The 20437-nt window shown below is 43.7% G+C and carries 21 protein-coding genes; 12 read left to right on the top strand and 9 right to left on the bottom strand.

The features are described from left to right. Positions 1-84 precede the first annotated feature (84 nt). The 4 genes from R7Q46_RS14370 to secF all read left to right on the top strand — a co-directional run bounded on the left by R7Q46_RS14370 (position 85) and on the right by secF (position 4309). Positions 85-753, top strand: coding sequence for an SH3 domain-containing protein (locus R7Q46_RS14370; RefSeq protein WP_047101210.1), 669 nt, complete (start codon positions 85-87; stop codon positions 751-753). Positions 754-921: 168 nt separating this feature from the next. Then, the gene (locus R7Q46_RS14365) at positions 922-1401 is read left to right on the top strand and encodes a hypothetical protein (protein ID WP_005373572.1); all 480 of its coding nucleotides are present in this window, start codon (positions 922-924) and stop codon (positions 1399-1401) included. 164 nt (positions 1402-1565) lie between these two features. After that, the gene (gene secD / locus R7Q46_RS14360) at positions 1566-3404 is read left to right on the top strand and encodes a protein translocase subunit SecD (protein ID WP_154204239.1); all 1839 of its coding nucleotides are present in this window, start codon (positions 1566-1568) and stop codon (positions 3402-3404) included. Positions 3405-3406: 2 nt separating this feature from the next. Beyond that, positions 3407-4309, top strand: a complete 903-nt coding sequence (gene secF, locus R7Q46_RS14355; protein WP_005373567.1) for a protein translocase subunit SecF — start codon at positions 3407-3409, stop codon at positions 4307-4309. Positions 4310-4367: 58 nt separating this feature from the next. Here secF and R7Q46_RS14350 read toward each other — a convergent pair whose 3' ends face one another. Continuing rightward, a complete protein-coding gene (locus R7Q46_RS14350; RefSeq protein WP_005373566.1) occupies positions 4368-4634 on the bottom strand; it encodes a hypothetical protein in 267 nt (88 codons plus the stop codon). A gap of 15 nt (positions 4635-4649) precedes the next feature. Beyond that, positions 4650-5270 carry a LysE family translocator gene (locus R7Q46_RS14345; RefSeq protein ID WP_262647050.1) on the bottom strand — a complete coding sequence of 207 codons (621 nt, stop codon included), beginning with the start codon at positions 5268-5270 and terminating at the stop codon, positions 4650-4652. Between the two features lie 739 nt (positions 5271-6009). Here R7Q46_RS14345 and R7Q46_RS14340 point away from each other — a divergent pair. The 4 genes from R7Q46_RS14340 to phaC all read left to right on the top strand — a co-directional run bounded on the left by R7Q46_RS14340 (position 6010) and on the right by phaC (position 10205). Continuing rightward, the gene (locus R7Q46_RS14340) at positions 6010-6750 is read left to right on the top strand and encodes an SDR family oxidoreductase (RefSeq protein WP_318077558.1); all 741 of its coding nucleotides are present in this window, start codon (positions 6010-6012) and stop codon (positions 6748-6750) included. Between the two features lie 12 nt (positions 6751-6762). Continuing rightward, a complete protein-coding gene (locus R7Q46_RS14335) occupies positions 6763-7971 on the top strand; it encodes an acetyl-CoA C-acetyltransferase (protein ID WP_318077566.1) in 1209 nt (402 codons plus the stop codon). Positions 7972-8015: 44 nt separating this feature from the next. Continuing rightward, positions 8016-8363 (top strand): phasin family protein, encoded by a 348-nt coding sequence (locus tag R7Q46_RS14330; protein ID WP_005373550.1) that lies wholly within the window; start codon positions 8016-8018, stop codon positions 8361-8363. A gap of 66 nt (positions 8364-8429) precedes the next feature. Continuing rightward, positions 8430-10205, top strand: a complete 1776-nt coding sequence (phaC, locus tag R7Q46_RS14325) for a class I poly(R)-hydroxyalkanoic acid synthase (RefSeq protein ID WP_213883397.1) — start codon at positions 8430-8432, stop codon at positions 10203-10205. Positions 10206-10375: 170 nt separating this feature from the next. On the opposite strand, the gene R7Q46_RS14320 is transcribed toward phaC, so the two are convergent. The 6 genes from R7Q46_RS14320 to napF all read right to left on the bottom strand — a co-directional run bounded on the left by R7Q46_RS14320 (position 10376) and on the right by napF (position 14990). After that, a complete protein-coding gene (locus tag R7Q46_RS14320) occupies positions 10376-10510 on the bottom strand; it encodes a TIGR02808 family protein (protein ID WP_005373546.1) in 135 nt (44 codons plus the stop codon). A gap of 11 nt (positions 10511-10521) precedes the next feature. Continuing rightward, the gene (locus R7Q46_RS14315) at positions 10522-11100 is read right to left on the bottom strand and encodes a NapC/NirT family cytochrome c (RefSeq protein WP_005373542.1); all 579 of its coding nucleotides are present in this window, start codon (positions 11098-11100) and stop codon (positions 10522-10524) included. Positions 11101-11128: 28 nt separating this feature from the next. Further along, on the bottom strand, positions 11129-11584 hold the full coding sequence (locus tag R7Q46_RS14310) for a nitrate reductase cytochrome c-type subunit (RefSeq protein WP_005389061.1): 456 nt from the start codon (positions 11582-11584) through the stop codon (positions 11129-11131). A 78-nt stretch (positions 11585-11662) separates the two neighbouring features. Continuing rightward, positions 11663-14152, bottom strand: coding sequence for a periplasmic nitrate reductase subunit alpha (napA, locus tag R7Q46_RS14305; RefSeq protein WP_005389060.1), 2490 nt, complete (start codon positions 14150-14152; stop codon positions 11663-11665). After that, positions 14149-14457 (bottom strand): chaperone NapD, encoded by a 309-nt coding sequence (locus R7Q46_RS14300; RefSeq protein ID WP_005373535.1) that lies wholly within the window; start codon positions 14455-14457, stop codon positions 14149-14151. Before R7Q46_RS14300 ends, napA begins: the two co-directional genes overlap by 4 nt. Positions 14458-14504: 47 nt before the next feature. Beyond that, positions 14505-14990, bottom strand: a complete 486-nt coding sequence (gene napF, locus R7Q46_RS14295; RefSeq protein ID WP_005373529.1) for a ferredoxin-type protein NapF — start codon at positions 14988-14990, stop codon at positions 14505-14507. Between the two features lie 247 nt (positions 14991-15237). Between napF and narQ the strand changes: the two genes are divergently transcribed. Together narQ and R7Q46_RS14285 are read left to right on the top strand one after the other, a co-directional pair. Next, positions 15238-16974, top strand: coding sequence for a nitrate/nitrite two-component system sensor histidine kinase NarQ (gene narQ / locus R7Q46_RS14290; protein WP_031781281.1), 1737 nt, complete (start codon positions 15238-15240; stop codon positions 16972-16974). Then, positions 16961-17593, top strand: a complete 633-nt coding sequence (locus R7Q46_RS14285) for a response regulator (RefSeq protein ID WP_262647045.1) — start codon at positions 16961-16963, stop codon at positions 17591-17593. The genes narQ and R7Q46_RS14285 overlap by 14 nt, the downstream gene beginning before the upstream one ends. Positions 17594-17683: 90 nt before the next feature. Here R7Q46_RS14285 and R7Q46_RS14280 read toward each other — a convergent pair whose 3' ends face one another. Further along, positions 17684-17857, bottom strand: a complete 174-nt coding sequence (locus R7Q46_RS14280; RefSeq protein WP_005373524.1) for a hypothetical protein — start codon at positions 17855-17857, stop codon at positions 17684-17686. A gap of 261 nt (positions 17858-18118) precedes the next feature. On the opposite strand from R7Q46_RS14280, the gene R7Q46_RS14275 reads away from it, so the two are divergent. Both R7Q46_RS14275 and pepT read left to right on the top strand, forming a co-directional pair. Beyond that, a complete protein-coding gene (locus R7Q46_RS14275) occupies positions 18119-18982 on the top strand; it encodes a DUF6279 family lipoprotein (protein ID WP_262647044.1) in 864 nt (287 codons plus the stop codon). A 169-nt stretch (positions 18983-19151) separates the two neighbouring features. Beyond that, the gene (pepT, locus tag R7Q46_RS14270) at positions 19152-20381 is read left to right on the top strand and encodes a peptidase T (protein ID WP_053304524.1); all 1230 of its coding nucleotides are present in this window, start codon (positions 19152-19154) and stop codon (positions 20379-20381) included. Positions 20382-20437 lie beyond the last annotated feature (56 nt).

The following is a 20437-nucleotide window of genomic DNA, read 5'->3' as shown; positions in this document are numbered from 1 at the left end:
TTTTGAGTATATACCCAAATTTCTACGACATGCGTGCTGCTGGTGGGATAAGAATAAAGAATAAAGAATGAAAAGGAAAAGGGCATGAAGAAAATTCTCGTCGCATTGATTGTCATGCTGTTGCTCGGCGGAGCGGGGGCTGGATACTATTTCTTCTTTATGCAGAAAGATGAACCTGAAGCACCAAAGGCTACGCAAGTCGAGCAATCCTCACTGCAAAAAGAAACATCCAAACCGATTCTGGATTTAGAAGCCGCTCCCCCGGAAGTTACCGAGTACTACGTTATTGAGCGTCGTGTCAATGTTTACAACAAGCCTAACCTTAATGCTTTAGTTGTCGATACGCTCTATAAGGGAGAAAAAGTATCGGTGTTAGAAAAAGTAGATGGGTGGTACCGAATCTCCGGCTATCTTGTCTATGAAGAGGGTGGTGAAGAAAAAGCCGAATGGTTGAATGCTGAAGGGTTATCGGATGCAGAGCCAGTTATTAAAGAGCAAGAGCGCTTAGAGATATTGGATGAATACCTACAGAAGTCGGATGATTTAAAAGTTCACTTGGATATTTTCCGTAAGAAAACACAGCAATTGTTAGACGATGAAACCTGTGACCCGAGTGATTTTGAGGAGCTCGGTGGTTGGGTGCGTTCTGTGACGTTCAAAAAGCGCAACGTTTACTTCATCTATTGTGGCGGTTTGGAGCAAGAGAATAAGATCTACTTAGATGTTGATAAGGGCGAGATTTTTTATAGATAGCTCACCACTAATTACACTCGTTCTCTAAAGACGTTTTGATAAAAGCAATAACGATGCAAACCTGAAATCAGAGATTTATAACTTTTTAGTTGTGAACCATAATCAATAGGAATACTATCAACGAGTCAAGTGACCTAACTTGGCTCTTTGTGTTTTTAGTGAGTTCCTATGCCTTGGATTTACCTTAGAAAGTTGATTTTGCTGCTATTTGCAATGGTATTGCTACCAGTGCATGTATCTGCTGCGCAAATCGATCACAAGGCTCACGTACCGCACTTTTCTAAGCTACAACCTTTTGTAGCCGTAAGTGTATCGCCAAACTCTTCCGTCGATTTTTCTGAAGTTTCAGAAGAAAGCTCTCAATCTCCCGTATCTGAAGGCCATGCAAGTCTCGATTCCGTTGCTTTGTTTAACTCTCAGCGCTGGACGTCTTACTTACGGGAAGGGCTTGATGACGAGCACGTAGATTTTGTCGGCGATCTCACTACTCCGTTTTACGCTGATGCGGGTTACGCATACAGCTTGATGGACATTAACTGGCGTCACAACCAGTCCACATTTTATCATTTCACAAGCGATCATCGCATTTCTGGTTGGAAAGAGACCAATGCCATGTACGTCGCACTCAATAGTCAGTTTTCTGCCTAAACACCATTTATTTGCACCATTGTGCACTCTTAACACGACGATTGTATTCGACAGGACGTGAGCGTTCTGAGCATTTCATACCCTGAATTTATTCTGGGAGCATCTGTCGTGTGTTAAGCCTTGTTATTAAAAGCTTCACTTCATCGTGAAGGGATGATGTTTACATGAAAAAAACACCAAAGCAGCAAAAGAACAGAAAGCTGATGAATCACTACTCAGCTTGGAAATATGTCGTATTAATCACGACGGTCATTATTTTAACCCTAAGTGCTATACCAACTTGGTTTGGCGAACAGCCTTCTATCCAGTTGACGTTTTCGGAGCAAAACAACAGTGAAATGTCGGTTGTTCATCTGAATCAACTGCTAAAAACCAACCATATTTCAGCCGACAAAATCATCGAAAAAGACGGCAAAACAACCATTGTATTCGATGGTGAAGATGCGCAAAGTAAAGCTCGTGCGTTGTTAAACAAAGAGCTAAATAAAGACGACAGCATCACTTTCTCATACGTATCGGTTGCGCCAGAATGGTTGAATGAGATGGGCTTTAGCCCAATTAAGCTCGGTCTTGACCTTCGTGGTGGCGTTCAGTTCTTGTTGAATGTTGATGTGAATAAAGCGTTTGAAGAACAACGTGATGCATTGATTGATGAAATCAAAGCGAACCTACGTGATCAACGTGTTCGTGGTGTGCAAGTTCGAGCAGAAAGCGGCAACCGAATTACGGTAAACAGTGACAGCGAGCAAGCATTGTCGGAAGTGAACAAGTTCTTGCGTCAAAATTACCCGGGCTGGATTTCAAAAAGTTCATCTCGTGGCTTTGTGCTTGAACCGAGTGAACAAAATATCCAAGAATTTCAATCGTCGACTCTTCAACAAAACCTGAAGATCATGCGTGGTCGTATTGAAGAACTTGGTATCACAGAAGCACTAGTGCAACGCCAAGGTAAAGAGAGCATTCGAATTGAGCTCCCTGGTGTACAAGATCCTGCTCAAGCGAAAAACGTTATTGGTGCAACAGCAAGCTTGGCGTTTTATGAAGTGAAAGATGCGAGCCAAGCACACAGCAGCCAAGATCTTGTTCTTCAAGATAATGATGGTCGTACTGTGATTTTGTCAAAACGACCAGTTCTAACGGGCGAGCACATCGTGAACGCTCGTGCTGGTGTCGACAAAATGGGCATGTCAGAAGTCAATATTTCTCTTGACCACGCTGGTGGTAAGAAAATGAGTGACTTCTCAGCAACTCACATCGGCAAGCCAATGGCGACCGTTTACCGTGAATACAAAACAAACGATCGCGGTGTAACTGAGCGTAGTGAGCGCGTTATCAGCGTCGCGACTATTCAATCTCAGCTTGGTAGCCAGTTCCGTATTACTGGGGCAGGTAGCATGGACGATGCGCAGCAGTTGGCGCTATTGCTTCGCGCGGGGTCACTGACCGCGCCGGTTACTATTGTGGAAGAGCGAACAATCGGTGCTTCTCTGGGTGCAGAAAACATTGAAAACGGTTTTGCAGCACTGGCTTTAGGTATGGGACTAACACTGACCTTTATGGCACTTTGGTACCGCCGCTTAGGTTGGGTAGCGAACGTGGCGCTTTGCGCCAACATGCTTTGTTTGCTTGGCTTAATCGCCTTGTTACCAGGAGCGGTTCTAACGCTTCCGGGTATTGCCGGTTTAGTGTTAACCGTCGGTATGGCAGTAGACACCAACGTTATTATCTTTGAACGTATTAAGGACAAAATGCGTGAAGGCCGCAGCTTCGCTCAAGCGATTGATCTTGGCTTTGACAGCGCATTCTCGACCATCCTTGATGCCAACATTACTACCATGATCACCGCCGTGATTTTGTACGCCATCGGTAATGGCCCAATCCAAGGCTTTGCCTTAACACTCGGATTAGGTTTGTTAACCAGTATGTTTACAGGCGTATTTGCCTCTCGAGCAATGATCAATTTAATTTGGGGCCGCGATGCCCGTCGTGATGTGAGGGTTTAATCATGGTCGAAATGCTAAAACAAAATATTCGTAAAATTCGCTACTTTACTACGCTAGTTTCCATCATTTTAACGGTGATCGCGATCGTCGCTCTAGGCTTTAAAGGGTTGAACCTAGGTTTGGACTTCACTGGCGGTATGGTGACAGAAGTAAAGGTAGATAAGCAGCTAACTAACCATGATCTGCTTGACGTTCTGCAACCAAAGCTTGGTGAATCTGCGTCAGTGACACGCTCTGGTGAAGATGGCCGTTGGGTGATTCGTTACTCTGCGCCGGAAGATGGACAAACGTTGCCAAGTGTAGAAGAGGTGTTGAAGCCAATCTCTCACCAAGTTGATGTTGTCAGCAACAGTATAGTTGGCGCTCAAGTTGGCCAAGACTTGTTTGAACAAGGTGGCTTAGCATTGTTGATTTGTGTGTTGAGTATTCTCGGTTACTTGTGTTTCCGTTTTGAGTGGCGTTTGGCCAGTGGTTCACTGTTTGCTTTGGCCCATGATGTGATCTTAGTGCTTGGTTTCTTTGCAATTACTCAAATGGAGTTCAACTTAACCGTTTTTGCTGCTGTGCTGGCGATTTTAGGTTACTCATTGAATGACTCGATCATCATTGCAGACCGAATCCGTGAGCTGTTGATTGCGAAACAGAGTTGGAAAACAGAAGACATCAATGACCAAGCTGTTATCGCGACGTTTTCACGCACTATGGTGACATCTGGTACGACATTGATCACTGTTGGTGCATTATGGATTATGGGAGGAGCGCCTTTGGCTGGTTTCTCAACCGCCATGTTTATTGGCGTTCTGTCGGGGACATGGTCTTCGATTTCGATTGGTACTGTGCTGCCTGAGTGGTTGAAACTGGAGCCGAAACATTATCTTCCAGTTGAGATCGACGCTGCGCCGTAGCATTATTTTTAAGGTAAAAGTGCTTGCGCCACTCATCTTGAGTGGCGCTTTTTTGTGCTTATTTCACGCGCATCAAGCGATGTTTCACAAGTCCCAAGTCGAACTCTAAGACTTGTGAGCGCTTCATTGCTTCGACTTTATTCAACATTGGCTCTTGGTAGCCTTTCTTCTTCATCCACTGAAGAGGTACAGAGAAAGCATCTTCATTAACGACATAAGACTCGCCTTTATGCTCACCGCTATAGACGTTCACAACCCAAACTCGGGCTTGAAAGTCCAATACTTCACCCATGACTTTAGCTATTTTATTCAGAATATTTTTCATTGTTTCCAGTTTGCCTTAGCTTAGTAGCAACCAGACACCAACTCCCATCATTAAAGTGCCTGCGATACGGTTCATTAGACGTACATTCTTAGACTGACCTAATACGTGTTTCAACCCTTTACCACCAGTAGCGTACAGAGACATGCAAATGAACTCAAACAGTAAAATAATGGAGACAAGTATGATTAGTTGCGGTGCAAGCGCTGCGTTTTGGTCTATAAAAGGCGGTAAAAGAGAAATCATAAATGCCCAGCCTTTTGGGTTTGCGATTGCGGTAACGAAGCCTTGCATGATAAGTGCGATATTGTCACTCTTTGGTGTTTCTAAGTTGTCGACATTAATCGCAAGTTTCCCTCGCGACCGCCACATTTCAACTCCAAGATAGAGTAAATAACCGCCACCAATGAACTTTAACGCGATAAACATCCAAGGATAATTGAGCATAATCGCAGCGATACCTAACACCGCAGAGGCTGACACCAGCGCGACACCGAGAAGTTCTCCTATCATCATCCATAACGTGCGACGATAACCGATACTCATACCTAACGTTAGGGCGAGAGTCATGCACATACCAGGCGTGATTGAGACAAAAAAGAAAGTAGGGATGAACATACTGAGCAATGCAAGATTCATATCTGTTGATGATTTAGTGATTAAAGAGAAGCCACAAAGATAGTGCAAAGTGGAAAAGGATGCTACTACAAAGCGAACGATTACTTTCACTAGTAGCTAGTTGATGTTCTTCGAATATATAAATTTAAAATGAAATTATATTTTAATCTATGCGTCATAATAGTGCGTATTGCACTAGTATGAGACAAGCTCTTATATCATTTTTAGATTAAATATATTTAATTTATTATATTTTATCGGTATTAATCATCACTGTATTAAAATAATCGAATTGATAACTAAATTATCATTAAATGCAGTAATTAAATGATATGTTTGATAATTATTTTTACTGATATTTGAATTGTTATTCTAATATCAAGTTTGTTGTAATCATATAGGCTTAAATTTCAGATCTTAAATCATGACATAATGTAACGTCTACCATTCTGTATGTAAGTGCATGATATTTAATAATTATGTTTCTATTTCTGTTGGTGTGGCTTTTGTAGAAGTGTGATTTAAAACAATGACTTATGTAAAATTAACCATTTTATAACATTTCACGGGTAATGAGATCTAAATCAATCTTATGCAATTGGGTGAGTTTTTTATTTGAAATGTAATATTTCTAGGTTAACTTAAAATAAAGGCAGCACGGGATTGGTTGTCAAAAGAATAAATAAACACGTCAGTTGGTGAACTATTTCATCAGTGTATTAAGTTTGCTTTTTAAATGCCGTTAAGAATGGAGTCTTCAATGAAGAAAGTCGCTTTGATCACTGGATCAAAAGGCGGAATTGGTTCTGCTATTTCCTCTCAATTAGTCAATGACGGTTACCGTGTAATCGCTACTTATTTCACAGGTAACTACGAATGTGCGCTGGAGTGGTTCAACAACAAAGGGTTTACCAAAGATCAGGTTCGACTTTTTGAGTTGGATGTAACAAACACGACAGAGTGTGCAGAGAAATTGGCGCAATTGCTTGGGGAGGAAGGAACCATTGATGTTGTTGTCAACAACGCAGGAATCACACGTGATGGCGTGTTTAAAAAGATGACTGCGCAAGCTTGGAATGATGTCATCAATACCAACCTCAATAGTTTATTCAACGTTACGCAACCCCTCTTTGCAGCAATGTGCGAAAAAGGCGGTGGTCGTGTCATCAATATCTCTTCAGTCAATGGTCTTAAAGGGCAGTTTGGTCAAGCAAACTACTCGGCGGCGAAAGCTGGGATGATCGGTTTCTCTAAAGCCTTAGCATACGAAGGTGCTCGCTCGGGTGTGACAGTTAATGTTATCGCTCCGGGTTACACGGGTACGCCAATGGTTGAGCAAATGAAGCCAGAAGTGCTGGAATCCATCACGAACCAAATTCCAATGAAACGTCTTGCGACACCAGAAGAAATTGCAGCATCAGTGAGCTTCTTGGTCAGCGATGCGGGCGCCTACATCACCGGAGAGACTTTGTCGGTGAACGGCGGCCTATACATGCACTAAGGAGAGAAGATGATGGAAAAAGTATTTATCGTAGCGGCGAAGCGTACTCCAATTGGTGCTTTTGGTGGCAGCCTGAAAAATACTTCTGCTGGCGATCTGGCAGCAGTAGCGATTAAAGGCGCGTTGGAAGCGGCAAAGTTACCTGGCGACAAGGTTGACGAAGTGATTGTTGGCAACGTTGTTGGTGCAGGTCAAGGAATGGGTGTTGGCCGCCAAGCGGCACTGTTTGCGGAGATTCCTGAATCTGTTCCTGCATATGGCGTAAACATGGTTTGCGGTAGTGGCATGAAAACGGTCATGGATGCCGTGTCCCATATCCGTAGTGGCGATGCTGAGATCGTTGTTGCAGCGGGTGTTGAAGTCATGTCTCAGATTCCGTTTGCCGCACCAAGCAGCATTCGTGATGGCAACAAAATGGGCAATCTGGAGCTAAAAGATCTGCTCGTAGCGGACGGTTTAACCGATGTATACAACCAATATCACATGGGTGTGACGGCAGAAAACGTAGCAAAACAAATCGGCTTAACTCGCCAGCAGCAAGACGAATACGCGCTGTCTAGCCAACAGAAAGCGGTAGCCGCTATCGAAGCTGGCAAATTTCAAGACGAAATTGTGCCAGTGGAAGTAAAGCAACGCCGTGAAACCGTGATGTTTGATACGGATGAATACCCAAAAGCGAACGCGACAATGGAAGCCTTAAGCAAGCTACGTCCTGCTTTTGACCGCGAAGGCACTGTGACTGCGGGTAATGCATCAGGCATTAACGATGGCGCGAGTGCGATTATCGTGGCGTCTGAAAGCGCAGTTAAAGCGCATGGATTAACGCCGCTTGCTGAGATCGTAAGCTATGCGCAATCGGGTCTTGATCCGAAGATCATGGGCCTAGGTCCTGTAGAGTCGGTCAATAAAGCACTCGAAAAAGCGGAACTCACAGTAAATGACATTGACGTTTACGAGTTAAACGAAGCATTTGCAGCGCAAGCACTTGGCGTGATTCATCAGTTGGCGGAAACAAACCAAGTTCCAGTTAACGCGATTCAAGATAAAGCGAACTTTAACGGTGGTGCTATCGCGCTAGGACACCCGCTTGGTGCATCTGGAAACCGAATCTTAGTCACGCTGGTTCACGAGCTTCATAAGCAAAATGGTCAATATGGCGTTGCTTCACTTTGTGTGGGCGGCGGCATGGGCACGGCTGTGGTTGTAAAGACAGTTAAGTAATTATTTAAACGGACATTTTTAATTCTTTCTCTAGGAGACAAACCATGTACACAGATTTCTTCAAAACATTTAGCGATCAAACTGAAAAAAATCTAGAACCTTACTTGAAGTTCAACAAGCTAGTGACAAAAAACGTAGAAGTGTTGACCGAGCTTCAATTGAACGCCATTCGCACATACAGTGAAGTGGGTCTAAACCAGATGAAAGCAGCGACAGAAATCAAAGACGTAACGTCATTGACTGCTTTCAACAGCCAGCAACTAAGCGTACTTACTAAACTTTCTCAACAAATGATGGATGACAGCAACAAGCTTCAAGCGATTGCAAAAGAGTTCAAAGAAGACGTTGAGAAAATGACTTCGGAAAATCTTAAGACTGTTACTCCAGCGTAATTTGTCCGATTCTCGCCGCCCCTAGATTTGGGCGGCGTTGTTTTTTCCGAATATAGGAGTAAGACTATGTTTCAACACTTCTTTTCGGACTATCTTGTGAAGCTTCAGGAAACCAATCATCAGTGGTGGCATGATTTCGAAGTGAACAAGGCAGTCGTGAACTCTCCTTTAAACAAGGCCATGCAAGAAGTGAACTTTGAGGATACTGCCAAACTGTTCGAACAAGCTGCGAATCAGCCTGCTGCGATTTTAAAGCTGCAAGCACAGTGGTGGGAACAGCAGCTGCAAATTTGGCAGAATGTTGCATTGGCAGGGAACCAAGCACAAATCGTCGAAGCTGAAAAAGGCGATAAGCGTTTCTCAAACGAAGCGTGGCAAAATGAAGCCATGTATAGCTTCATCAAACAATCCTACCTTTTATTTAGTAAGACCTATCTGGACACCATCGAGTCTTTGGAAGGCTTAGATGAAAAGACGAAAGAACGTATTATTTTTTTCTCTCGCCAAGCCATTAACGCCCTTTCTCCTTCCAACTTCATCGCCACTAACCCAGAGCTTTTGAAGCTGACACTTGAGCAAAACGGTCAAAACTTACTGGCAGGCTTAGAGCAGTTGAAAGAAGACGTTGAGTCGAGCGCAGACATTTTAAAAATTCGTATGACGAATAACAATGCATTCCGCGTGGGAGATGACGTTGCGACGACACAGGGCAATGTGGTTTTTCAAAACGAATTGTTTGAGTTGATTCAATATCGACCTCTAACAGAGAAAGTGAATGCGACGCCGCTGCTCATCGTCCCACCTTTCATCAATAAATACTACATCCTTGATTTAACGGCAAAGAACTCAATGGTTCGATGGTTGTTAGAGCAGGGGCACAGTGTATTTATGATGTCTTGGCGCAATCCAGGCAAGGCACAAGCGCACATAGAGTTTGGTGACTACGTGACAGAAGGCGTAGTGAAAGCCGTCGCTGCAATTGAAGATATAACAGGACAAGAGCAAATCAATGCCGCTGGTTACTGTATTGGTGGTACTGTTTTAGCAAGCACGGTTGCGTACTACGCTGCAAAACGTATGAAGAAGCGCATTAAGTCTGCCACTTTCTTCACCACGTTGCTCGACTTCTCTCAACCAGGTGAAGTCGGCGCGTATATCAATGACACCATTGTTAGTGCTATTGAAGCGCAAAATAACGCAAAAGGGTATATGGACGGCCGTTCCTTAAGCGTGACGTTTAGTTTACTGCGTGAAAACAGCTTGTACTGGAACTACTACGTAGACAACTACTTGAAAGGCAATAGCCCAGTCGATTTTGACTTGTTGTACTGGAATAGTGACAGCACCAACGTCAGTGCCGCGTCTCATAATTTCTTGCTTCGTGAGCTCTATTTAGAGAACAAGCTGGTGCAAGATAAAGGCGTCAAAATTGGTGGAGTATGGATTGATCTAAATAAGATCAAAATTCCTAGCTATTTTGTGTCAACGAAAGAAGACCACATTGCGTTATGGCAGGGAACTTACCGTGGTGCGCTGAACACGGGTGGTAACAAAACGTTTGTCCTCGGTGAGTCTGGTCATATTGCGGGCATCGTGAACCCTCCAGCTAAAAATAAGTATGGTTATTGGTTGAACGATAATTTGGATGACTCTGCTGATGAGTGGTTGAATAACGCGGAACACAGAGAGGGATCGTGGTGGACACACTGGAACGAGTGGTTACTCCAATTCAACCCTAAAGAGCAAGTTGAGCCTTTCCCTATTGGCTCAGAAAACCATCCGGTTATTGATGAGGCGCCAGGACAATACGTCAAACAGGTTCTGCCAGTAAAAGAATCTTAAACAACTCCCTATAGCAGTAAATCTTAGCGGCCTTTATGGTCGCTTTCTTTATGTATGATTGCTTGTTTATGGTTGGCAAGTACCATTGAGTAATAAATAAAAAGCGCCGAGCATTTGCTCGGCGCTCAGTGTCAACAAATAGGCTAGTTGACGAGTAGAGATGCGTTACGTTACACCTCTTTATCCTTACCAAATGACAGCAGCCAGAGAGAGATTGCTGCTACCGCCACAAAGCCGGAAAGAATAATCACTGGCATAGCACTGTAGCCAAGGATATGCCAAATTACAGATTCTAATGTACTCATGGTAAGTCTCCTTAGTGCCAGCCTTCAACGCCGCTCATGTCTGGTAGTTTGTGCGCAATACCTTTGTGACAGTCTACACATGTTTTCTCGCCTGAAGCGAGAGCGGTGGAGTGTTGTTCTGCCGCACGTGATCCTTGCTGAGAGTAATCCATGAAATCAAACTCATGACAGTTACGACATTCAAGAGAGTCATTCTTCTTCATACGTGCCCACTCTCGCTCTGCGAGGTGTCCACGACGCTCTTGGAACTTCTCTGGCGTATCGATCGTCTTCGTTACGAAGTGTGCAAATAGCTCTTTAGATGCCTGTACTTTACGAACGATCTTATCCGTCCATTCATGAGGAACGTGACAGTCTGAACAAATCGCACGAACACCAGAGCGGTTGGAGTAGTGAATTGTTTCTTGAATTTCAGCAACGATCGGCGCGTGACAGCCAGAACAGAATTCTTCTGTGTTGGTTGCTTCCATACCTGTGTTGAATGCGCCCCAAAATAGAAGGCCACCAGCGAAGCCTAGAAATAAAACCACACCAGCGGCAGCTTTACTCGGGCTCGACAGTCTCTTCCAAAACGCTTTAAGTATTTTCATAAGTAACCTCTTAGTACTCGCGTTTCAATTACTGAAGCGAATCGACTGCCTTAAACTCGTTTTCCACTAGTGGTTTTGCATCCGTTTGTGGAACGTGACATTGCAAACAGAAGTAACGACGAGGAGACATATCTGCCAGTACCGCATCTTCTCTGTTTACATAGTGCGTTACGCTAATTTTAGTCGCACCTGACTCTTTTGCATTTTTCCAACTATGGCATGCAAGACACTTGTTAGCATTTAACGAAATTTCGTAGTGACGAATGCTGTGTGGGATCAACGGTGGTTGATAAACATAGCTGTCTTCAACAATTTGATCTTTAGGGAAGTCTTTGAACTCGTCTGCTGGACGCGTATCTTCCAATTGAGACATTCCACGTAAAGATTCTAGACCACCAATACCACCTGGATTATCCAACTCAGCTTGCGCAATGCCTGTCACTAACGCACCTACAGATAAAACTGCGACAAGTAATTTTTTCATCATTTCATCTCCGCCTTTATGGCTTAAATTCTTTATTAGGCCGCCATAATGACGGCCGTAGCATTCAGTATCTGAAGGTTAAGCAATCTTAGTGATTTTGACTGGGCACTTCTTAAAGTCTGTCTGTTTAGACAGTGGATCAGTCGCATCTAGGATAAGCTTGTTAATCAAAATACGTGCATCAAAGAACGGTACGAATACCAAGCCTTTTGGCGGACGGTTACGACCGCGAGTTTCAACACGAACGCGTACTTCACCGCGTTTGTTTGCCATGAGTACTTCTTCACCACGACGAACATTGCGTGCTTTTGCGTCTTCTGGGTGCATGTAACACACTGCGTCTGGTACTGCTTTGTATAATTCAGGTACACGACGAGTCATGGTGCCTGTGTGCCAATGCTCAAGAACACGACCAGTACATAACCACATATCAAATTCATCGTTCGGTACTTCTGGTGGCGCTTCGTATGGCGCGGAAATGATCTTCGCTTTGCCGTCAGCATTGCCGTAGAAGTCCCAACCAGAACCTTCTTTCGCGTATGGGTCTGAACCTTCTTTAAAGCGCCACTGTGTTTCCTTACCATCAACAACAGGCCAACGTAGACCACGCACTTGGTGGTAGCGGTCGTATGGAGCCAAATCATGACCGTGACCACGGCCAAATGTTGCGTATTCCTCAAACAGACCTTTTTGAACATAGAAACCGAAGTGGTGAGCATCGTCATTCAGTTCACGAGCTTCTTCGATAGGGAATTTGTCGACGTTACCATTGCGGTAAAGTACGTCGTACATTGTTTTACCACGGTATTGAGGCGCTTTCGCTAGAAGCTCTTCAGGCCACACTTCTTCCATTTTGAAGCGTTTCGAGAACTCCATTAGCTGCCAAAGGTCGGATTTTGCTTGACCGACCGTGCCCACTTGTTGGTACCAAGCTTGAGTACGACGCTCTGCGTTACCGTAAGCACCTTCTTTTTCAATCCACATTGCGGTAGGAAGAATAAGGTCTGCTGCTTGTGCTGTTGCTGTCGGGTATGGGTCAGACACAACGATGAAGTTTTCTGGGTTGCGGTAACCTGGAAGACGTTCTGTGTTGATGTTTGGACCTGCTTGCATGTTGTTGTTACATTGAACCCAGTAACAGTTCAGAACGCCGTCATTCAGCATACGGTCTTGCAATACGGCGTGGAAGCCAGGTTTTGGTGGAATCGTACCTTCTGGCAGTTTCCAGATGTCTTCTGCAATCTTACGGTGTTTAGGGTTAGCAACCACCATATCCGCTGGTAGGCGGTGAGCAAACGTACCAACCTCACGAGCGGTACCACATGCTGATGGTTGGCCCGTTAGTGAGAATGGGCTGTTCCCCGGAGTCGAGATCTTACCGGTTAGTAGGTGGATGTTGTAAACCAAGTTATTCATCCATACACCACGAGTATGCTGGTTCATACCCATCGTCCATAGAGACATCACTTTCGTGTTTGGATCCGCGTATTGCTTCGCAAGCTCGATAAGCTTCTCTTTCTCAACACCAGAGATTTCAGATGCTTTCTCTACTGTGTATGGCGCTACTGATTTCTTGTACTCTTCGAATGAGATAGAAGTGAGTTTGCCAGAGTTCGGGTTCTTCGCTGCTTTTTGTAGCGGATCGTCGTCACGTAGACCGTAGCCGATGTCAGTGTCTGCTTGAGTGAAGTTCGTGTGTTTGTTCACGAAGTCCCAGTTTACTGCATCGTTTTCGATGATGTAGTTTGCGATGAAGTTAGCAATTGCAAGGTCAGACTGAGGATTGAAAATGTAGCCGTGGTCAGCCAACTCAAATGAACGATGGTAGTAAGTAGAAAGCACGTTCACTTTAACGTGAGGGTGGCTTAGGCGGCGGTCAGTAATGCGAGTCCATAGAACCGGGTGCATCTCTGCCATGTTTGAGCCCCAAAGAACGAAAGCGTCTGCGTTCTCGAAGTCATCGTAACAACCCATTGGCTCATCGATACCGAATGCGCGCATGAAACCTACAACGGCAGAAGCCATACAGTGACGAGCGTTTGGATCAATGTTGTTTGATCGGAAGCCTGCTTTCATTAACTTTGATGCAGCGTAGCCTTCCATTACTGTCCATTGGCCTGAGCCAAACATACCTACGCTTGTTGGGCCTTTTTTCTCGAGGGAAGCTTTCCATTTCTCAGCCATGATGTCGAAAGCGTCATCCCAAGAGATAGGTGTAAATTCACCATCTTTGTGGAATTTGCCATCTTTCATTCGTAGCATCGGTTGAGTTAGACGGTCTTGACCGTACATGATCTTAGAAAGGAAGTAACCTTTGATGCAGTTTAGACCTTTGTTTACTGGTGCTTCTGGGTCACCCTGTGTTGCTACCACTTTGCCATTTTGAGTGCCAACAAGAACAGAACAGCCTGTACCACAGAAACGACAAGGTGCTTTGTCCCATGTGATTTTGGTTTGATCAGAGCTTGCAATCAGGTTGGCTGCAGATGCTGGTAGTGTCACACCTGCGACAGCAGCAGCTGATGCAGCCGCGTTTGCTTTCACAAACGCACGTCTTGTCATTTTCATACTTCACCCTCGATTTGGGAATGTTGTGTTCCAGTGTCTTCTTCATCCGTTTCTTCAAGCCCAGTTTCGATTTGGTGATAAACCAATACCGTGCTTAAGACGTTCGGTAAATTGTTAATGGCATCGATAGTGTCTGTGATGAAACCTTGGTTCTCAGTTTCAAGTACGACGATAATCTTGCCTTCAGGACTGTCACCATAGATTTCCGCATTTTCGTGTGCTTCTATCTTTTGTTTGATTTCGTCCAAATGTTCCGGCAGCACATGTACTACCAAACTTGAAATATGCACTTCATTTAGTGACATATAGCTCTCTCATTTATTTTTATTGCCTTTGGCCGACGACATTCGGCTTAGGCTGTTGTATTGCTCACATTGATGGATGAAGTCGGGCACACTGAAACACAGGCGCCGCAGCCGTTACACTCATCAAGGTCTAAATTGGGTTGTGCTACTTTCCCCAGTTCTAATTTGAACTGAATTGCCATCGGGTCGCACATATCCCCACAGCTTCGGCATTCGACATTTTGTTTTGCTAAGCAGTTATCGTTGATACTTGCTTTTGCTTGCCAAGGTTGTTCTGTTTCTGGCAAGAAAAGGGGCTCAGGACAGGCGTTTGCACATTGATAGCAAAATGTGCATTCATCGATGGAAAAATCGACCGAGGGGAATCCGCCATCACTTTTGGTTATAATCTTTGTTTCACAGGCCTCAATGCATTTACCGCAGCGAGTGCAATCGTCCGTAAACTGTTGCGGTTTAGTTAACCAAGGCAAACGTACGGCGTTGTCGGGGTGCGCTTTTCTTGCAAAGAGTCTTCTTCTGGAAAGGTCTACCACTTAGTCACCTCGAAACTTGGAACCCAAACTAAGCATAGTCCACAATTTTCATTAATAAACTGTCATTTAAACTAACGAAATTGTAGTTTTTGACATATTTGTATAAATACCTCTTAGGGGGTAAATGGTATGCAATATTGTTTTGGATCAATAAATTCCGTCGCAGGTGATCACATATTGATAAAGTTGAAAGGTAATGGGTTCATTGCACGTACAAATAGGATTGTTAATTGGCGAGGAACTCAGATTGTTTAAAAATGTGAAAAAGTCGGTGACGCGCACGATTGCGTCCGCGATGCTTCTTATTTTGCTGCTCTCAGTCGCTACGACTGGTTTTGCGATTTTTACTTTAGCGTCTAGCTTGAACGATGCTGAAGCCGTCAATGTTGCTGGCTCAATGCGAATGCAAAGCTACCGTCTGGCGAATGATATTCAGGTTAAATCTGTTGACTATTCTTCACATATTGACGCATTTGAACATTCGATATATTCACCTTCAATGAAAGCGCTTCAGCATTGGTCTGTGCCTGAAGACATCACTCACGATTACTACCGTCTTATTATCAGATGGCATGAACTCAAGGCGGTGCTGAGAGGAGACAACCCGGCAGAATATCAACTCCTAGTGGCCGGTTTTGTTGAACAAATCGATGAGTTTGTATTTAAGCTGCAAAGCTTTTCGGAGCAAAAACTGATTAACTTAGCCTGGATCGGCGGGTTAGGGTTGGGGGGCATTCTTTGTGTCAGTATGTTTGTCGTTCATTTTGTGCGCCTCGAAGTTGTTCGGCCTCTGCGTGCCTTAGTTTTTGCTAGCGAGCAAATTAAAAATCGCTCATTCAATATATCGCTCAATGTATCTAGCGATAATGAAATGGGAATACTGACTCGAACCTTTAACCGGATGGCGACAGACCTTGGTAAGTTGTACCGAGGATTAGAACAAGCGGTTGATGAGAAAACACGTAAATTGCAGCATGCCAACCAGTCTTTAGAAGTGCTGTATGACTCGTCAAAAGAACTCACGGCGTCGCGTATTAATCAAGACAATTTCCAGGCGATTTTGCAGCATATCGTCAGTCTTGAGGGCATTAAAGCGGCCAAACTTGAAATCGAGCAGCTGGGAGAACCGAGCTGGATATTGATGGAAGGAGAAGAATGCTGCCAAGATTGTGATGAAGATTGCCACGGTAAAGCCCTGATGCTAGATGGCGAGCACTTGGGTTATTTATATTGGAAAGCAGGGTTACCTTGTCCGAACGAGGCTCTTATTGACAACTTCGTGCAGATTTTATCACGCGCCGTGTATTACAATCGGGCGCAGCGCCAAGCAGAACAAATTCTGCTGATGGAAGAGCGAGCCACTATTGCTCGGGAGTTGCATGATTCATTGGCTCAAGCACTCTCTTACTTAAAAATTCAGGTCGCTTTGTTAAAGAGAAGCGTAAAGAACTTGCCTGACGAAAAGGCGATCGCGCAGGCTAATCAAGTTATTGCTGAGCTAGATACGGGCTTATCTGCGGCTTATACGCAGTTACGCGAGTTACTGACGACGTTTCGTCTTACGATTAAAGAGGGCAGTTTTGGCCAAGCATTGCAAGACATGGTTGAAACGCTCAGTGAACAAACTGCTGCGGACATTACGCTAAAAAATAGACTTTCATCAACTGAACTGGATGCACATCAGCAGGTTCATTTACTACAGTTGATAAGAGAAGCGGCAATTAATGCTATCAAACATGCGCAAGCAGATAATATTCACATTCAATGTCTCGATAATGATGGAAAAGTCACAGTAACCGTTAGCGACGATGGAATAGGCTTTGAACATCAAGACGAAAAATTAAATCATTACGGTATGAGTATCATGCAAGAGCGGGCCGCTAGACTGCATGCCGATCTGCACATCGAAGCATCGATAAACAAAGGTTGTACCGTAAAATTAGAATTCCAACATAGTAAGGAAGTAAACAGTGACAGTGTGTAAAGTAATGCTGGTGGATGATCATCCACTCATGCGAAGAGGTATCCACCAGCTTTTAAGCTTTGAGTCTGAGTTTGAGGTTATTGCAGAAGCAAGTAATGGCGCGGATGCAGTAGCGAAAGCGCATGAGCTGGAACTGGATCTTGTACTTCTTGATCTTAATATGAAAGGCATGTCTGGCCTTGATACTTTGCAAGCACTGCGTGCAGATGGCTGTGAAGCCAGAATTGTCATTCTAACCGTTTCAGATAGCCCAGCAGATATCGAAGCAATAGTTCGAAGTGGTGCCGATGGCTATTTATTGAAAGACACTGAGCCCGATGAGTTGGTTGAGTTGCTAAAACAAGCGCACCAAGGGGACAAGGCATACAGCCAAGAAGTTTCTAAGTATTTGAGTGAACGTTCAGAGCAAGAGGACGTGTTTGATACACTGACCGATCGTGAATCTCAGATCTTAAGAGAGGTGGCAAGAGGTTTCCGCAACAAGCAAATTGCCGATCGTCTTTTTATCTCTGAGTCTACGGTTAAAGTACATATGAAGAGTTTACTTAAAAAGCTTCAAGTCCCTTCTCGTACTGCAGCAACCGTCCTTTATCTTGAGCGCTTTGGCGACATCAAATAACATTGTTGGATTTTAATCTGTAATAATGAATAAAATCAAATAGTTATATTGTTTCTGACGAATAAAAAAACCGCCTGTTAGGCGGTTTTTTTACTTGTCTGGGCGAATAGAGTACAAGTCACTGTTGTGCTTACCACACTCCAAATAGTACTGATAAGCCACTTTTTTGCTTTCAGCAATGACTCTCATGCAGTGCATTTTCCCCTGTTCAAAATATCGAATCTCATATTCTACACTGGTATCAAGTTGCTCAGCGGCTGCCATACTTCGCCTCCATAAACCATCCAAAAAACATCCATGCAAATTATATGCCGTTATAGGGAGCGTCGTTCGGTACGTTTTTTAGCCGATAATTGCGCTCTAACTCACTTTTTTGCGGATAGCTGTGATCAAAAAGTTAATTTCAAACTCTATATATTATTAAGGTGGCAATCAATATTTGTCACACTGGTGTAAGTTTGCCGCAATACTAAGTGATACAGGTTGAGTATAGAACTTAATCAACAGAAAAGGGAATACGAATAAGTGACTAAATTAAAGGATGTATCTAATAAGGCGCTTCGTTATGGCCTTCTATTTTGTTTCGTATTTCTGCTTGCCGGTTGTGCGAAAAAGTTTTTATACAGCAATATCGATTGGTTCGTGCTCGATTACTTAGAGGACTATGTCTCGTTGCAAGGGGAACAAGAAGTCCTAGTGGAAGAGCGTTTATTATTGTTGGCAGACTGGCACAAGAAAGAGGAGTTACCAATATATATCGAACATTTAAAAGACCTTGAGAGATTAAAAGCGAGCGATATCACCTTAAATTACTTACAAAAAAATCGAGATAGAATGCGAGCGCATTACGATAGAGTGGTCAGCAAAGTAGCACCAGATCTTTTTGCGTTAAGTTTGCAATTAACGAAAGAGCAAGAACGCGAGTTTTTGAGTAATGTACAAGAACATTATCAAGAGCGAAACGCAAAATATGCCGATAAGACAGAAGACGAAGTGCGTGAAATTATTCTGGATAACACTGAAGAGTGGATGGAAGAATGGCTGGGGAATCTATCAGGAAATCAGCGTCAATTAGCTCAAAGATTTTCTCAGCAAGTTATTTTAAACAGCCCTTTATGGAGAGATTATCGAGCCACGGTATATCAAGAGCTCGAATACTTGTTCGACAACAAATCTAATGTTGTGACTTATCAAGATATATTTATGCGACTCTTGTTCGAGCCAGAGAGTTATTATAGTGAGCAGCTTTCTCTGAATATTGACTCTAACTTTGCATTGGTTGATCAACTGACATTAGATGTTTCTCGTTCGATGACCGATAAGCAATGGCGTCATTTTCGTGAAAAGGTTAAAGAGTGGCGAGTACTGGCAGAGGAACTTTTAGATTAAATTCATGCTTCAATGAGCGGAAGCAAAGCGCAAAAGCCTTTCTTATCAAAAAATGATTCAAAGCAAATTCTTATTGAACTAAGAGCGTAACATAGCGTGAGGTTTGATGAGGCAACGTCAGCTTATAATGCGTGATAAGGCCTCATCGTACAAAACAATGAGAATAAATATGAAACATTTAGTTGAAAGATTTCTTCGATACGTCACGTTTGATACCCAATCCAATCCACATGTGACGCTTTGCCCAAGTTCACCTGGTCAGCTTGTGTTTGCTGAGTTACTTAAAAAAGAGATGATCGAGCTTGGTTTAAGTGACGTGACTTTGGATAAAAATGGCTATTTGATGGCTAAACTGCCAGCCAATATTGATTATGAGGTTCCTCCTATCGGCTTCATTGCCCATATGGATACCGCGCCGGATGCATCTGGCAAAAACGTAAAGCCGCAATTCATCGAAGATTACCAAGGTGGCGATATTGCATTAGGGTTGGGGGATGAAGTGTTATCTCCCGTGCAATACCCCGATTTACATCACCTACATGGCCACAATCTTATTACTACCGATGGCACTACATTACTTGGCGCGGATAACAAAGCCGGTATCGCAGAGATTCTTTCCGCGGTAGCTCTGCTACTGGAAAACCCAGACATTCCACACGGCGACATTTGTATCGGCTTTACTCCGGATGAAGAAATCGGTCGTGGTGCAGATTTGTTTGATGTTAAAAAATTTGGCGCGAAATGGGCATACACTATAGATGGTGGCCCACAAGGTGAATTGGAATACGAAAACTTTAATGCAGCAAACGCTGATGTAATTTTTCATGGAGTTAGCGTTCATCCAGGTACTGCAAAAGGCAAAATGGTCAATGCGATGAACTTGGCTGCGAAATTTCAAGTTCAAATGCCCCAAGATCAAACTCCGGAAACAACCGAAGGTTACGAAGGGTTCTTCCATCTAAAATCGGCAGAAATGGGCGTTGCACGAAGCGAGCTAGGTTACATTATTAGAGACTTTGACCGTCAAAGACTTGAGGATCGAAAAGCCTTTATGCAGAAACTCGTCGATGAAATGAACACGGGTTTACGCCATGGTTCTGTAGAGCTAAAAATAAAAGACAGCTATTACAATATGAGAGAAATGGTTGAGCCTTACCCTCATATCATTGAGCTGGCAAAGCAAGCGATGGAAGCGTGTGATGTGGAACCGATTATAAAACCTATTCGTGGTGGTACAGATGGTGCTCGTTTATCTTTTATGGGTTTGCCGTGCCCGAATATCTTCACCGGTGGTTTTAACTTCCACGGAATTCATGAGTTTATTTCTGTTGAAATGATGGAAAAATCAGTACTCGTTATCGTCAAAATTGCTGAGCTTACAGCGAAAAAACACAGTTAAAAGACTACGTCGAGACCTCTTGCAGATTTAATAACAAAATAGCCCAGATCTCTCTG

It is taken from the genome of Vibrio sp. 811 (assembly GCF_033339195.1).
This window is presented reverse-complemented; position numbering and strand designations above follow the sequence as displayed.

Coding starts and splice junctions, on each gene's coding strand:
- secD (WP_154204239.1), top strand. CDS start 1,566: ATGAAAAAAACACCAAAGCAGCAAAAGAACAGAAAGCTGATGAATCAC.
- R7Q46_RS14320 (WP_005373546.1), bottom strand. CDS start 10,510: ATGAGTACATTAGAATCTGTAATTTGGCATATCCTTGGCTACAGTGCT.
- R7Q46_RS14300 (WP_005373535.1), bottom strand. CDS start 14,457: ATGTCACTAAATGAAGTGCATATTTCAAGTTTGGTAGTACATGTGCTG.
- pepT (WP_053304524.1), top strand. CDS start 19,152: ATGAAACATTTAGTTGAAAGATTTCTTCGATACGTCACGTTTGATACC.
- R7Q46_RS14365 (WP_005373572.1), top strand. CDS start 922: ATGCCTTGGATTTACCTTAGAAAGTTGATTTTGCTGCTATTTGCAATG.
- napA (WP_005389060.1), bottom strand. CDS start 14,152: ATGAAAATGACAAGACGTGCGTTTGTGAAAGCAAACGCGGCTGCATCA.
- R7Q46_RS14335 (WP_318077566.1), top strand. CDS start 6,763: ATGGAAAAAGTATTTATCGTAGCGGCGAAGCGTACTCCAATTGGTGCT.
- R7Q46_RS14280 (WP_005373524.1), bottom strand. CDS start 17,857: ATGGCAGCCGCTGAGCAACTTGATACCAGTGTAGAATATGAGATTCGA.
- R7Q46_RS14370 (WP_047101210.1), top strand. CDS start 85: ATGAAGAAAATTCTCGTCGCATTGATTGTCATGCTGTTGCTCGGCGGA.
- R7Q46_RS14340 (WP_318077558.1), top strand. CDS start 6,010: ATGAAGAAAGTCGCTTTGATCACTGGATCAAAAGGCGGAATTGGTTCT.
- secF (WP_005373567.1), top strand. CDS start 3,407: ATGGTCGAAATGCTAAAACAAAATATTCGTAAAATTCGCTACTTTACT.
- R7Q46_RS14345 (WP_262647050.1), bottom strand. CDS start 5,270: ATGAATCTTGCATTGCTCAGTATGTTCATCCCTACTTTCTTTTTTGTC.
- R7Q46_RS14315 (WP_005373542.1), bottom strand. CDS start 11,100: ATGAAAATACTTAAAGCGTTTTGGAAGAGACTGTCGAGCCCGAGTAAA.
- R7Q46_RS14350 (WP_005373566.1), bottom strand. CDS start 4,634: ATGAAAAATATTCTGAATAAAATAGCTAAAGTCATGGGTGAAGTATTG.
- R7Q46_RS14310 (WP_005389061.1), bottom strand. CDS start 11,584: ATGAAAAAATTACTTGTCGCAGTTTTATCTGTAGGTGCGTTAGTGACA.
- R7Q46_RS14330 (WP_005373550.1), top strand. CDS start 8,016: ATGTACACAGATTTCTTCAAAACATTTAGCGATCAAACTGAAAAAAAT.
- phaC (WP_213883397.1), top strand. CDS start 8,430: ATGTTTCAACACTTCTTTTCGGACTATCTTGTGAAGCTTCAGGAAACC.